The sequence below is a fragment of the Sulfitobacter sp. SK012 genome (assembly GCF_003352085.1).
GTDB lineage: Bacteria > Pseudomonadota > Alphaproteobacteria > Rhodobacterales > Rhodobacteraceae > Sulfitobacter.
Map to the genome: position 1 here is coordinate 4,205,889 of NZ_CP025804.1, position 13,719 is coordinate 4,219,607.

Genomic DNA, 13,719 nt, shown 5'->3' on the forward strand with positions numbered 1-13,719 from the left:
GATGGCGGGGCGTTTTACTTTTCACGAAACAGCTTTGGCCGGCGTAATCGAAGTTCGACGACATCGCCTAGGTGACGACCGCGGATATCTTGAGCGGATGTTTTGCAAGGATGATCTTGCTCAGGCAGGCTGGCTTGGTGAAGTCGCACAAGCCAACCGAACCCTGACCAGCACCTTTGGGACGCTGCGTGGCATGCATTATCAACGCGCGCCTTTTTCCGAAGTCAAATTGGTCACATGCCTCGCTGGGCAAGTATACGACGTCGCCGTCGATCTGCGCGAAGGCTCAAAGACTTTTGGCCAGCACACCGCTTGTCTGCTCGACGCCACGATTGGCAATGCGTTGCTGATCCCAGAAGGTTTCGCGCACGGGTTTCAGACTCTGACTGATAATTGTGAGATGTTCTATTTTCATTCTCGACCCTATGCTCAAAAGCATGAGAGCGGCATTGATGCATTTGATCCTATTCTGAATATTCGATGGCCTCTTAAGCAAGGACAACAATCATCAAGAGATCGTGACCTTCCCCCGCTCGACAAAGCTGATCTTCCCGGAGTTCCGATGATATGATGACAACATCAAACTGCCGACATTGCGGACACAACCTGAGCCTTACATTCGTCGACCTAGGGACAGCGCCGCCATCAAATTCCTACGTGACGGCAGAACAATTGGCAGAGCCAGAAACCTATTTCCCACTGCGGGTTTTGGTTTGTGATGAGTGTTGGCTCGTTCAAACTCAGGATTTTGCCGAACGTGACGTATTTTTCTCTGCGGATTATGCCTATTTCAGCTCGACCTCGAAATCGTGGTTGGCCCATGCGCAATCCTACGTTGAAACGATGGCGGAGCGGTTTGATCTAACCACATCATCGTGCTTTGTGGAGGTCGCCTCGAACGACGGCTACCTTTTGCAGTATGTCCAAGAGCTTAAAGTTCCCTGCTACGGCATTGAACCGACCCACAGCACGGCCGTCGCTTCGCGCGAAAAGGGCATTGAAACACACGAAGAATTCTTTGGCCGCGATCTAGCAAAACGGTTGCGCAACGCGGGCAAATCAGCCGATCTGATAGCCGCCAATAACGTTTTGGCCCATGTCCCTGACATCAATGACTTTCTGGCTGGGTTTTCAATTCTGCTGAAGGACACAGGGGTCGTAACCTTCGAGTTCCCGCATTTGATGCGGTTGGTGTCCGAATGTCAGTTCGATACGATCTACCATGAACACTACTCCTATCTGTCACTTTTGGCGGTTGATCGCATAGCAACTGCTAACGGGTTGCACGTTTTTGACGTTGAGGAAATTGGCACACACGGCGGAAGTTTGCGAGTCTATGCTCAGCGCGCGGACCAACAGCCGTATCCACTTAGTGACAACGTTAGTATGTTACTGCAACGCGAACGTGATGCCGGGATGGCCACACGAGAGTATTATGCGGCGTTCCAAACGTCGGTCTACGACATCCGTAACGGCGCGATGCGGTACCTTATGGATGCCAAAGACCGAGGGCTCAGTGTTGCGGCCTATGGTGCCGCTGCAAAGGGCAATACGTTTATGAATTTCTGCGGTATTCGGTCCGACCTGATTGAGTACGTCTGCGATATGGCACCCGCTAAACAGGGTAAATACATGCCCGGATCACGTCTGCCAATTGAACGCCCGAACAAGATTGAGGAAACAAAACCTGACCGTATCCTGATCTTTCCTTGGAACATAAAAAACGAGGTCGCAGCGCAACTCAGTTATGTTGGCGATTGGGATGCAAAGTTTGTAATCGCCATTCCACAAATCGAAGAATTTAGCCCGTAAGGAGGCACGCGCGTTCCGTGACGATCGACATTCATCCAACCGCACAGATTTCCAAGCTCGCTGATATTGAAGACAGCACCCGCGGGACGCTGATACGTATCGGCGCGCACTCCATGGTCGACAGCTTCGTCAAGATTAAGCCCGTTGGCGGCAACGGAGATCTGATCCTAGGCGAACGGGTTTATATCAATTCAGGTTGCGTGCTTTACACTGGAAATGGCCTTACAATCGGCAACGATGTGGCCATTGCAGCCAATTGCACCTTTGCGCCAGTCAACCATGAGTATGTCGATCCCGACATCCCGATTATTAATCAAGGTTTTCGGCCCAGTAAGGGCGGTATTGTGATTGAAGATGACGTTTGGATCGGCGCAGGCGTGGTTTTTCTGGATGGTGCCATCGTGCGCAAGGGGTGTGTGATAGGTGCACAAAGCGTCGTGCGGTCTGAAATTCCAGCGTATCATGTAGCAGCGGGAAATCCTGCGGTGCCGATAAAGGCCCGGCGATGAAAGCGACTGTTCTGGGATCAACAGGTTTTATCGGCACCGCTTTGGTTGCCCGTCTGCGGCATGAGGGCTACGCAGTCGAAACACCAAGCAGAGCAGAGCTTTCAGAGCTTAAAGGTGATCTGGGTGCTGTGTTTTACTGCATTGGGATGACGGGTAATTTTCGGCTATTCCCCCACCTCACGATCCAGTCGCAGGTAACGTTGCTTAGCGAGCTGATGCAGCGCTGCAGTTTCTCATCCTTGGTATATCTGTCTAGCACCCGTGTTTATGGAATCACCGAGCACGAAAAACCTGCGCAAGAAAATCAAATACTTAACGTACTGCCTTCTCCAGATTCCACCTATGATCTGGCCAAGCTGTTGGGTGAAGCGTTGTGCGCTACCTACCCTGATGCGCGTATGATTAGCGCACGTTTGTCGAATGTATACGGTGCGGGAATGAGCTCAAATACCTTCTTAGGATCAGTGCTGGGTTCGGTTGTCCGCGACGGCGAGGTTGTGATCAGCGAAGAGCCTTCCTCCGCTAAGGACTATGTGTCTGTCGAAGATGTCGTAACGGCCCTCGCCACCATATCGCGCGATGCAAGCAGCGGCTGCTATAATTTGGCCAGCGGCCGGGTAACAAGCCACCAAGAAATTGCAGTGCGGCTGCGTGAACTAGACTTCAAAGTCGAGTTTCAACCCAACACACTTGTCCGGAAATTCCCACCAATCTCGGTCGACAAGCTTGTCCAGCTATGCGACTTTTGCCCACGGTACTTGGCTGACGATTTGCCGGCACTAGTCACGTCATTAAAACTAGAAAATGGGGAATCTTCTTGATGCCAAACCAAGATCCAATAGCCCAATTCGAAAAAGAGCGTAGTGCCCGCATCGAAGGCTATAAAGGCAAAGACTCGTGGAACGGTTCCTCTGCGCAATGGATGGACCACGCATTTCGCGAACATTACATGTATAACTTCGCTTGGGCCGGCCGCCCGATCATCCAACTACCTGCCGATATCGTTGGTTTCCAGGAGCTGGTTTATAAGACCCGCCCCGATGTTATCTTTGAAACTGGCATTGCCCATGGTGGGTCTTTGATGCTGAGTGCATCATTGTTGGCCATGTTGGACGTTTGTGATGCGCTCGCTGAAGGCCGCGCTTTTGATCCAGCCAAGTCGCACCGCAAGGTGATTGGCATCGATATCGACATCCGCCAGCATAATCGGGACGCTATCGAAGCGCATCCACTCAGCGCCTACGTAGACATGGTAGAGGGTTCATCAACCGAAACTGATACGGCCGAACGTGCCAAGGCACTGATCCCTTCTGGGTCAAAAGTGTTGGTAGCACTCGATTCCAACCATACCGAAGATCATGTGATCAAAGAGCTGGAACTCTATTCCCCGCTAACCTCTAAAGGCAGCTATTGTATTGTGTATGATACGATCGTTGAGGACCTTGCTGAAGACATGTTCCCCAATCGTCCATGGGCTCCAGGCAACAATCCTAAGACAGCCTTACGCAAATTCATGACTAGGCTCGACGGCGGCGGTGTAAAAGCGGCCGACGGTGACACATTGGCCTTTGAACTGGACCGTGAAATGGATGGCAAGCTGCTGCTGAGTGTTTGCCCTGAAGGCATTCTAGCGCGAAAATAGCAGTTATCAAAGTAGAGCCAATGCGTATCATTATCCCCACCCGCAACCGCCCAACCTCATTAAGCGGTGTGCTTGGATACTACGAAAAGTTCTATCCGGATGTGGAAATTATCTTGGCGGACGGCAGTGACGCAGCTTTTAAGCCGCTGAACGCAAAGCTGGCAGCTGAAGCCAGCATCGAGATTGATTACCAACCGTACAGCAGCGACCTGTCTCTTTTTGACCGCCTTCTAGAAGTACTGAAGAGTGCACCTGACGAATATCTGATCATGGCTGCGGATGACGACTATCCGATCATGGAGACAATGGAGAGAGCAAAACATCGCCTCGAACAGGACCCTGACGCCGTTTGTGCAGGCGGGTATCTTATCCATATAGATGTCTTGGACGAAAAAAACGCACGAGTTCGGCTCGACCCTGTCCGACAAATCGCTCCACCCACGGCAGGGCAGAGGATACGTTTGTTTGGTCAACTACCGTTTACCACAACCTATGCAGTTGCACGGAGGGAAAGGCTGATCGCTAGGTACCAATTCCTCCAGAGCTGGAATGTTCCGGGGTTCTTTGACCTTGGTGTTGGCATGATGGATATGGCTGAAGGAAAATTCATCGCTATCCCTGACCTTGGATTCATTTGCACCCGAAACTTAGTTCATAGCTACTATAGATCTGAGGATAATATGGTTGTTTTGCGTCGCGGACCTGAAGTGATGCAGCTTATAGACAAGACAACCGCCCGCTTGCAGGAAGTCGACGACATCGATGAAGAAGCTGCGCGCAGGGTAATTGGACAGGTGGTGCGCAGCAGGATTGCTGCACTTTCTGGTGTTCCGCCAGCCCGGATCTCTGGCTTCACTGAACGACCCCTCTACAATACTGAACGAATGGTCCGCACCCGCGCCGATTTCAAAAGTATTTTTGTCGGGGGAACCGAACAGCGGAAAAAATATCATGAAAAACTTGCCTTCATTTCAGAGAGCCTTCGGGCAACACTGATTTCACAAGACAATGCTGGAGAGGGTAAAAAATATGAAGCACTCTGAGAAAAAGCCCCCAAGCACAAAACCGGCACCTAAACCAGCTCGTGACTACATGGAGGAAATTGGGTTTCGTTATGCTGTCAGCTTTCCTGACCTCCTGCTGAAACAAGACGATAGCGAAACTCAATAGAGAGCTTGAACGCACTATTTTGGCTTTGTTTGTAGGTGTGGACGCCGCGCAGAACGATCGGCATATGGATTTCAGGGTCGGAGTTGAAAGATGAGTGACGTCTCAATTGACAGTTGAAGTTAGCAACACGCATTCCTGAACCAAACACCCCAGCAAGACACAAGAAAACGCATTAGGGCCCACCTCGGAGACAGAACAGCAGACCTTGTTCGCAGAATGTCGCCCCTTCATCAGCCTGAGGCACCTCAATTTTCAGAGCAGCTTGGGGAGCTTTTTCAAATCAATTACGTTGTACTGCTTCATCAATGGGTTGGGGTATTCAGGCTCCGCAAGAAGGGACAGTTCAAAATCTGGTTCCAATTCCTTGAGGCGCCTGGCTGTTTTTTCCGCAGCGACAGTGTCTCCTAGAGCAAGATGCGTCGCCAGAAGGTACCTTAAGGTTGGTGCGAAATCCGGCATATAGCTTAGCGAGGTCGCCCCGTAAGCCTTTGCGTTCTGGAAATCACCACTTAGCATCTCTGCAATGCATGAGTAGCAGTCTATCAGATAGCGATAAGGTGCCTCGCCGGTTGTGTTTCTGGCCTGAGAAATGCTTTTGCGACCTTCATCAAGTCGACCAAGGTTGATCAACGCAACACCACGAAACATCCATCCCAAAGGGTTGTTCGACTGAAGTTTTACGCTGCGGTCTGCAAGTTCGAACGCGCTGTGATAGTCGCCCAAGGTAAATGCGTTAACATGGGAACATAGAGCCAAAACCAATGCATTGTGCGGCTCAGACATCAAGGCTTGGTGGACAAGGCTGCGCACTTCTTCAGACATGGCCACGCGATCGTGGGCCTTGCGGCCGCCGACAACGTAAGTCGACAGAAATGCTTGCCAGGCGAGAAAAACTCCGTGACCAGTTGATTTGTATTCTTCTTCGAAGACTCTAGACAGCGTGTCAAAGGAATCGCCGTGTGACGTAAACATGCGCTCGATTGCCTGGATCGCAGCATTGGCATTGCGCGGAGTCAGCCCACTAGAATCGAACGACAAAGTTGTAAGCGTTCGATCGATGGATTCGTTGATGAGCTTAGTCAGGTTGTTCCGGACATCCCCTCCTTTTCCTACCTCAAACTCAAGTGCGCTACGCCACAGTGTATTTCCCTTTTCAACGTCCTTCAGAACAACTTGCACATAGGCGTCTTGGCCGATCCGGGTTTCATCGACTTCAAGTAGAAGGGCGTCGGCGGGCAAGAGAGCCGGCATTACGTTTCGCACATCCAATGGCAGCCAGTCCCGTACGCCACTAGAGACGGCGCTTGCCAGATGCTTGGATAATGGGCTCGCGGTTTCAGAATATGAAAGCACCAAAGTTCTGGGCCCTACCTCATCGACACCGTGCCGAATCTTGGCTGGGGTTGGCTGTTTGTTTTCGAACTCCGTGCGACGATCTCTCAGCCAGTTGGCAAACTCCGGGTCTTTGACATTGTTGCCTTCGAGGAACTCGCGATTGCGGGTGCTTGCCAGCTCGGTCGGTCCGTTTTCATCGCAGTCAGCTTCAAAAAGCAACTTCTCCAACCACACGATGGATCTGTCGGTGCCAAGCAACTGACTAAAAACGCGAAACCGTTTATTCAATCCAGAAATCTCTTGGCGCAGACTGGCTGCTCCTTGATCTTGTTCACGGTCGCTCCAGAGTAAGTCTTGGAGCTTGGATCTGGGACGGCAAAAATCAGGAGAAGTGAGCAGAATCGCCAGCAATCCTTGAGCTTTTTGCGAGGGCGGAGTTATGTCCGATCCGTCCGGAGCGGTGATCTGAAAACGTCCAAAAGTTTTGAACGAAAAATTCTTGACTCCGGATTTTGTCAATTCCGTGCTATTGTTGGACCTAGACATAATTGAATGGTTCCGCGCGAGTTGGGTTTGGCTTCGATTTAAGCTGCACATCTACGATAGCGCAAAAGAGTGTATTTTGGTGACTTTTTAAGCAACGCAATTATTTTAGGTGTTACATGTTTGAAAATTTTGGTGCTGGCTCAGGCCCGCTTAATGCGGGTAACGCCGGAAATGCGGGCAACGCAGGAAATGCGGGTAACGCCGGAAATGCGGGCAACGCAGGCAATGCCGGAGGAGAAACGGTCTCTCCGTATACGTCGGGCGCACTGCTTAAAAACCGCGATGGGATTGTCGGAAACTGGCAAGTGGTGGAGCGCGCCCCGAAGCAACACACATTCGGCGACCCTTTGAATACAAATCTCTGGTCCAACCGAGTAAGGCAGGTCATTTTTGTTCAGGAGCTGCTGCAACCGTTGGAATTCGCGCTGAGTGCTGAGGCCGGTGATACACAAGATCTAGGTTCTTGGGCGACGTTGTGGCATCGCAATCAAATCGTACCGGCTCCGCTTGATCAAATGCAGGGCGCTGCCGGTGCGCCCGAGCAACTTTTTGCCATGCGGCGACCGGGAACCGATTTGTTCCGGGTCCAAATGGAATGGCTGCGCCGCTACGCCGACTTGCGCAGCGATCGTGCGGTCGAAATCATGGCCGAAATCGACGACATAATGACTTTCTTCACCTCTATTATGACAACGCCCCTTCCACGAATGCGCAAGACCATCGAGTTGCTTTATGCGGTTCAGTCTGCGGTGGTGGCGATCGAGATGCGGTTCAAGGACGCAATGGCCTGCCGCCGCCCTTCGGAATATTCGCCGCAGGTTCAGCCGTTGATCATGACACCCGGGCATTCAAGCCTCCCCAGTGGTCACGCGACCGAATCTTTTGCAATTGCGGTCGTCATGGGCGTTTTGGCGGATCATCGACAAGAAGCGCAGACAACCGTTGCAACAGCCAATCTCGGGCCCAGCGCGGACCACACCAAGACCCAATTGATGCGCCAAGCTTATCGGATAGCGGTGAACCGGACAGTGGCCGGGGTGCATTTCCCAGTAGATTCAGCAGCTGGTGCCTATCTTGGAATGGTGCTGGGGCGATATTTCGTGATGCGACTGCAAAATGCCTCAACAGCACCAGCGGTCGTAAATTGGGATGTGAAAAATTACAGCTTTAATGGGCCGCTTTATCCGTTGGTTGCCGGGACGCCCGGTAACAGTCCTGATTTCATTCCATCACTCGCTATCCAAACCATCAACACCGGGGCTAATCCTGACAATCCCGCCTATGAACGAAAAGGAAACAACATAAATATATTGGGGACCGGCTCTACCGAGTTGGGCCAACTCTGGGCAGACGCTCTGGCCGAATGGAGTTAGGGCGATGGCAGCCGAATGGACTGATGAGATAGAATTGGATCCTGCGCAAAATTCGCAGGATCCCGCACAGCACTGGCTATTGGTTCCCTCACCGGTGTCTTCCGTCGACAAGGATCACAATGACCTGATTGTTGCCTATACATTCTTGTTCACTTCTGTTGGTGCACTGGAAGAGTTTCAAAGCAACTTTGCTCCGGGCGGAGACTATGTCGTGGTTTTCCCGACAGGACTGAAACCGTTGGAGCTAACGAGTTCCGGACAAGTATTGGCAGTTGGTTTTTCAGAACTCGGTGCCCTGTCGAGCATCTATTCCACAATCGAAAGACGTGAGTGGGGCGAGTTGTTGCTGACTGGGGTTCCGATTGAGGATATCGAGGCGGTTGGCTCCATGGACTTGGCTGTCGAAATGGCCCCTGGCGACAGTATCGTCGCGATCATGGACACCGGCATCGGTTTTGCGAATGCGCGTTTTCGCAAATCCGTCACGGAAACCCGCATCATTGGCTTTTGGGATCAAGATGCCCTTACCACGCATGCCGCGATCGACATCGACCAATTGCTGAATGAATTTAACCAAGGTGGCAACGTCGACGAACACGCGCTTTATGCAGATGATTACGCCAATAGTTTCGACCCTGAACGTTATCCCCGCTTGCCAACGAGCCTAGGACACGGAACGCACGTGCTTGACGTGATGACCGGGGGCGATGGGCCCGGCGATCCGATTATTGCCGTCAACCTGAGCAGCCGGGCGGTTGACGCAACGCATGGCAATTTCCTAATCCCTTCCGTGCTCATGGCGGTGCTGTGGATATTTCAATTGGCCGGGCAAAGCGGGAAACCGCAGATCAATTTCAGTTTTGGAGGCATTGCTGGTGGTCACGACGGCCATGGCCCGATGGAGTGGCTTTTCGATACAATCCTGAACGGGACCTCAGCCTCGGCAATCACGATTCCGGCGGGAAATTTCTTTGATACGGACACACATGCGAGCTTTCGCGGTGACGAACTTGCAACCAAGCAAACACTCGGTTGGATTGTTCAGCCCGACGACGGCACGTCGAATTTAGTCGAGATCTGGCTGCCAACCTGCAACGCCGCTGATCCGCAAATCGAGTTGACAGTGACACCACCCGGCGGGCCAACCTTGACGATCACCGACGCAAAGATTGGAAAATTCTGGGAATTGCTCGACGGAGACACTTTGCTGGCTCGCGTCTACGTTCAGTGCGTCGGTTATTTTTTCGAAACACCGCGCGTGCGCATCATGATTGCGGTGCGGCATACCGCGATAGATCGAGACTACTTCCAATTCCAAGGCGGAAGGCCCGATCTGGCTGGTCGTTGGGAAATCGGGTTGAAAGCACTGTCGCTGGATAACAATGCCAAGGCCGAGTTGTGGGTCGAGCGGGACGACGCGTTGGGCCTCGCCAGAAATGGCGCACGGCAATCTTATTTCGACGCTCAGCGCCCTGTTTGGCCAGAGGTGGCGATCCCCCCTATCTTTGTACAAAACGCGGGGACAATATCAGACATTGCCACGGGCAGTGAAACCCTTGTCGCAGCGGGTTCATTTCGCAAGTCGCGTCAGCCCGCGCTTTATTCGAGCGAAGGTTTTGATCATCCGTTTGCTTTCCCGCCGACGGCGGCGGCAATCTGCGATGACAGTCGGGTTCACGGAGGTGTTCTGGCTAGTGGGTACTTTAGTGGAAGCACGTTTCCTATGAATGGCACCAGTGTATCCAGTGCGATGTCAGCGCATATTGTAGCCTCGCGGGTCCATTCTGGCCTCCCAGTGACGCGAACCGCTATCAATACCTTGGCAACAACTGATGACGGTCGGGCGATACCGATGACAGCGCCTATTAACCCACTGTTCGAAACCTACGACCCGGTCCCTCCGGAAACCCGGATCGGTGGCGGGTGCCTCACTTCAGACTGGACACGATTGCCGCGGTTCGAGTCTTGAGCTCTGCCCAAATCTGTATGTCGCAGTAATCATGTGAACCGATTGCTCAAGCCCCAACCATGAAGGTAATCAAAATACGCAGCGCACTCGCCCTCAAACCTCTAGATCCGAACCTCATAAAGCGGCCAGTTTCCCGGAACATCTTTGAGGCTTGGTGCGCCAATATGGCGGAGATCAAGCCCAGATCCGATCGTGACGTCTCTCACTGTTTCAGAGATCAAGACTTGCCCGCGCGACGCGCAACCCAGTATTCGGGCTGCGATGTGGACGGTCAATCCACTGATATCGGAACCACGACGCTCGCATTCGCCGATGTGGATTCCCACGCGGATCGCAATGTTTAGGCGGGCAACTTCTGCTCGTATTTTTCGAGCGCAGTGAATCGCGCGCGTGGGGCCAGAAAACGCGGTGATGAAACCGTCTCCTGTCGTATTTATGGTGTGGCCCCCAAATTCACGGACCCGTTCTCGAACGATCTCATCATGTTGGTCCAATAATTCGGCCCAGCAATAGTCGCCAAGTAGCGCTAATTTACTCGTCGATCCAACAATGTCTGTCATTAGGAGCGTCAATACAATTTTCTCGCTCGGCGTTTCACCGAGGTTCTCCGAAAAGCTATTCTTGATCTCATCGCGAACCAAATCGTGATGACAAAACAGGGTACGGTGATCACCCTTTGGACCGGGTATTCTCAATGCCGCGTTCACCATGTCAATTCTCCCTTGGTAAGTAATGCCTCAAAGCTTTTGGACTGAGCGACGCCGACACACCGATGCATTAACTCGCCGTGCGACTGACACGGGGTGCCAACGCAAGTGCCGCTTTGCGGATTGAAGAGTAACCGAACGGGCATTGCAGGCGTGAATATGCGCGGTGCAAAGTCGATATTCGGGGCAAGATACAAATTGTGTATGAATCTCGGTCTAGCGATAAATCTGGTAGTATTTGAACCGAATGATAAGAGCTTCATTTCTTTAACCTTTCGGGTTGTTCTGCCAACCGGCAGGTTTCCTAAATCGCACCGGGGAAGAGAATCCTCCGCTATAGTTTTAGTTCAACTGAGCGACGTAAAAGCAGCATCAAAGTTACGTCAAAGGAACGTAAATACTGCGGGAAATTTGCGTGAAAACAGGCTTTATGCGCATCACTGCTGGGCTGCGTGGGTTACAGGTCTCAGAGGCTCGCAACAAGCGAAGCGCTGCTGATGGGTGATGCATCGGAGCGTGCTGAAGCATCTTCAGTCATACGAAATTTGTTGATGGAGAGCAGGCTTGTCCCTGACGGGAAAGCCTTAAGCATTCAATTGGCTGGAACGTTAGGGTTTGGGAGTGCCCAAAACAAACAACGCCTCGGGGGAGCAGGCTTGTGAGATTGTAATGATTGTGGGTGGCTGCAGGCAGCTTTGACGTACACAACTGAAACACCTCAATCTGAAGAGAATAGCTAATCGTGGTGCGCCCCACAGCGAAAGTCAGCTGTAATGGAACATGGCAAAGCGCGAGCGAAATGATGACCGTCTTACGCAATACGCCGTCAACATGGACTGATCGTTTCTTCTTCGGCTATGCTCAAGGCTCACCCATCGGAGGAACCCACAATGAAAATAGTCACTCAAGTGATTTTAGTGCTCGCAATTATGTCGGGCCCAGTTTTTGCGGAAGGTAATCCCGACAAAGGCAAGAAACTATTCTCCAAGTGCAAAGCTTGTCACATGGTCGGCGAAAAAGCCAAGAACCGGGTAGGCCCTGAATTGAACGGGATTGTTGGAGCCTCCGCCGGCGCGGTGGAAGGCTTCAAGTATTCCAAAGCACTTACTGCTCAAGCAGAAGCCGGGCTCGTTTGGGATGAAGCATCACTTAGTGAATTTCTCGCGAATCCAAAGAAATTTATGCCCGGCACCAAGATGTCGTTCAAAGGGTTTCGCAAAGAAGAACAGTTGGCTGATATCGTCTCATACTTGGCCACCTTCAACTAATTCGATTTTACACCTAGGCACATCAGCCGCGATGATCACGACTACTGCTTTTTCTGACGTCATAGCGGGCCAGATCGATGTATTCCACGGGCGCTTGAGAGACACCTCAAGGGCACGGTCAATCATTTGAGAGGAAAGCGCATGTCCAAGAGATCAAAGACGGTTCAAACCAACCCAAGTCGCCGCAATGTTCTGAAAGGAACAGCCTTGGCCAGTGTGGCTTTGGCAACTGGCGCGTCTACTGCGCAAGGGGCCGCCAAGCATCCAAAGCTCTTTGTTCAAAAACTTGGGTCAAGCTATGACAATGTGATCAAAGCCGCCGAGCAGGTAACAGTTGAGGGCAAGGAGGTCGATCTATCGCACTTGCCACGCGTCAAACAAGAAATGGTGATGCCACCGCTTGCCCCTGCGCATGAGCAGGTTGCTACAGACGGACCAAAGATCGTTGAAATTGAACTAACCACAACCGAAAAGCGGATGCTCGTTGATGAAGACAATGACGGTTATATCTGGGCGTTGACTTACAACGGCTCTGTTCCTGGCCCGCTGATAATTGTGCACGAAGGGGATTACGTCGAAGTGACACTTCGAAATCCCGAAGATAGCTTCATGGAGCACAACATCGACTTTCATGCCTCTACTGGCGCGTTGGGTGGTGGCGGTTTGACCCATGTCCTGCCTGGTGAAGAAACCGTGTTGCGGTGGAAAGCGACCAAGCCGGGCGTCTTTGTCTATCACTGCGCCCCCGGTGGGGACATGATCCCGTACCACGTTTGCCACGGCATGAACGGTGCTGTGATGGTCCTGCCCCGAGACGGCCTCAAAGATGGGGACGGCAACCGAGTTGAGTATGACGATATCGTTTATGTGGGTGAGCAGGATTATTATCTGCCCATGGACGAGGATGGGTATTACATCGACTATGAAGGCCCAGGCGAAGATTACAGCGACAGCCTTGATGCGATGCGGACACTGACGCCAACACATTCGGTTTTCAACGGCTCCGTAGGCTCAATGACCGGCGAAAACGCATATAAATCTGAAGTCGGCAAAACCGTTTTGATGGTACACGCACAGGCAAACCGCGACACACGTCCGCACTTGATTGGCGGCCATGCGGACTTGGTATGGGAAGCGGGCTCGTTCTCAGACACTCCGCAATCTAACCTTGAAACTTGGTTCATCCGCGGCGGGTCAGCGGGCGCTGCCGTGTACACGTTTAAACAACCGGGCATCTACGCCTATGTGAACCACAACCTGATCGAGGCATCATTGATGGGGGCAACAGCGCACTTTGTTGTTGCGGGCGAATGGGACAACGACTTGATGGCGCAAGTTGTGCCGGCCCGCTCGTTCCTTTGATCATGGTCGCGAAATGACACTTTGTT

General features: G+C 52.1%; 12 protein-coding genes. 10 read left to right on the top strand and 2 right to left on the bottom strand.

The window, feature by feature from the left end; all coding sequences use genetic code 11:
* The first annotated feature begins 1 nt into the window (after position 1).
* Genes C1J03_RS20525 through C1J03_RS20550 form a run of 6 tightly spaced genes read left to right on the top strand, consistent with a single transcriptional unit; the run spans position 2 to position 5,006 of the window.
* Positions 2 to 571: a dTDP-4-dehydrorhamnose 3,5-epimerase family protein gene (locus C1J03_RS20525; RefSeq protein WP_114888275.1), complete on the top strand. Its 570-nt coding sequence runs from the start codon at positions 2 to 4 to the stop codon at positions 569 to 571.
* Positions 568 to 1,812 (top strand): class I SAM-dependent methyltransferase, encoded by a 1,245-nt coding sequence (locus C1J03_RS20530; protein WP_254694112.1) that lies wholly within the window; start codon positions 568 to 570, stop codon positions 1,810 to 1,812. The genes C1J03_RS20525 and C1J03_RS20530 overlap by 4 nt, the downstream gene beginning before the upstream one ends.
* 17 nt (positions 1,813 to 1,829) lie before the next feature.
* A complete protein-coding gene (locus tag C1J03_RS20535) occupies positions 1,830 to 2,321 on the top strand; it encodes an acyltransferase (RefSeq protein ID WP_254694113.1) in 492 nt (163 codons plus the stop codon).
* Complete coding sequence (locus C1J03_RS20540; RefSeq protein ID WP_114888276.1) at positions 2,318 to 3,142, top strand: NAD-dependent epimerase/dehydratase family protein; 825 nt, start codon at positions 2,318 to 2,320, stop codon at positions 3,140 to 3,142. Before C1J03_RS20535 ends, C1J03_RS20540 begins: the two co-directional genes overlap by 4 nt.
* Positions 3,142 to 3,963 (top strand): cephalosporin hydroxylase family protein, encoded by an 822-nt coding sequence (locus tag C1J03_RS20545; RefSeq protein WP_114888277.1) that lies wholly within the window; start codon positions 3,142 to 3,144, stop codon positions 3,961 to 3,963. Before C1J03_RS20540 ends, C1J03_RS20545 begins: the two co-directional genes overlap by 1 nt.
* 20 nt (positions 3,964 to 3,983) lie before the next feature.
* Complete coding sequence (locus C1J03_RS20550; protein ID WP_114888278.1) at positions 3,984 to 5,006, top strand: TIGR00180 family glycosyltransferase; 1,023 nt, start codon at positions 3,984 to 3,986, stop codon at positions 5,004 to 5,006.
* Between the two features lie 379 nt (positions 5,007 to 5,385).
* On the opposite strand, the gene C1J03_RS20555 is transcribed toward C1J03_RS20550, so the two are convergent.
* Positions 5,386 to 6,987 carry a hypothetical protein gene (locus tag C1J03_RS20555; RefSeq protein WP_114888279.1) on the bottom strand — a complete coding sequence of 534 codons (1,602 nt, stop codon included), beginning with the start codon at positions 6,985 to 6,987 and terminating at the stop codon, positions 5,386 to 5,388.
* A gap of 143 nt (positions 6,988 to 7,130) precedes the next feature.
* Here C1J03_RS20555 and C1J03_RS20560 point away from each other — a divergent pair, with 143 nt between their 5' ends.
* Both C1J03_RS20560 and C1J03_RS20565 read left to right on the top strand, forming a co-directional pair.
* Entirely contained in the window at positions 7,131 to 8,387 is a 1,257-nt protein-coding gene (locus tag C1J03_RS20560) for a phosphatase PAP2 family protein (RefSeq protein ID WP_114888280.1), read from the top strand.
* 4 nt (positions 8,388 to 8,391) lie between these two features.
* Positions 8,392 to 10,356, top strand: coding sequence for a hypothetical protein (locus tag C1J03_RS20565; protein WP_114888281.1), 1,965 nt, complete (start codon positions 8,392 to 8,394; stop codon positions 10,354 to 10,356).
* A 101-nt stretch (positions 10,357 to 10,457) separates the two neighbouring features.
* Here the strand turns inward: C1J03_RS20565 and C1J03_RS20570 are convergent, their stop codons facing one another.
* Positions 10,458 to 11,066: an adenylate/guanylate cyclase domain-containing protein gene (locus C1J03_RS20570; RefSeq protein ID WP_114888282.1), complete on the bottom strand. Its 609-nt coding sequence runs from the start codon at positions 11,064 to 11,066 to the stop codon at positions 10,458 to 10,460.
* A gap of 887 nt (positions 11,067 to 11,953) precedes the next feature.
* On the opposite strand from C1J03_RS20570, the gene C1J03_RS20575 reads away from it, so the two are divergent.
* Together C1J03_RS20575 and nirK are read left to right on the top strand one after the other, a co-directional pair.
* Positions 11,954 to 12,331: a c-type cytochrome gene (locus tag C1J03_RS20575; protein ID WP_114888283.1), complete on the top strand. Its 378-nt coding sequence runs from the start codon at positions 11,954 to 11,956 to the stop codon at positions 12,329 to 12,331.
* Positions 12,332 to 12,472: 141 nt separating this feature from the next.
* Complete coding sequence (gene nirK / locus C1J03_RS20580; protein ID WP_114888284.1) at positions 12,473 to 13,693, top strand: copper-containing nitrite reductase; 1,221 nt, start codon at positions 12,473 to 12,475, stop codon at positions 13,691 to 13,693.
* Positions 13,694 to 13,719 lie beyond the last annotated feature (26 nt).

What these genes read in the sequence shown, in the direction of transcription:
- C1J03_RS20560 (WP_114888280.1), top strand. Translation starts at nt 7,131, where the DNA reads ATGTTTGAAAATTTTGGTGCTGGCTCAGGCCCGCTTAATGCGGGTAAC.
- C1J03_RS20565 (WP_114888281.1), top strand. Translation starts at nt 8,392, where the DNA reads ATGGCAGCCGAATGGACTGATGAGATAGAATTGGATCCTGCGCAAAAT.
- C1J03_RS20530 (WP_254694112.1), top strand. Translation starts at nt 568, where the DNA reads ATGATGACAACATCAAACTGCCGACATTGCGGACACAACCTGAGCCTT.
- C1J03_RS20545 (WP_114888277.1), top strand. Translation starts at nt 3,142, where the DNA reads ATGCCAAACCAAGATCCAATAGCCCAATTCGAAAAAGAGCGTAGTGCC.
- C1J03_RS20570 (WP_114888282.1), bottom strand. Translation starts at nt 11,066, where the DNA reads ATGGTGAACGCGGCATTGAGAATACCCGGTCCAAAGGGTGATCACCGT.
- C1J03_RS20540 (WP_114888276.1), top strand. Translation starts at nt 2,318, where the DNA reads ATGAAAGCGACTGTTCTGGGATCAACAGGTTTTATCGGCACCGCTTTG.
- C1J03_RS20550 (WP_114888278.1), top strand. Translation starts at nt 3,984, where the DNA reads ATGCGTATCATTATCCCCACCCGCAACCGCCCAACCTCATTAAGCGGT.
- C1J03_RS20575 (WP_114888283.1), top strand. Translation starts at nt 11,954, where the DNA reads ATGAAAATAGTCACTCAAGTGATTTTAGTGCTCGCAATTATGTCGGGC.
- C1J03_RS20525 (WP_114888275.1), top strand. Translation starts at nt 2, where the DNA reads ATGGCGGGGCGTTTTACTTTTCACGAAACAGCTTTGGCCGGCGTAATC.
- nirK (WP_114888284.1), top strand. Translation starts at nt 12,473, where the DNA reads ATGTCCAAGAGATCAAAGACGGTTCAAACCAACCCAAGTCGCCGCAAT.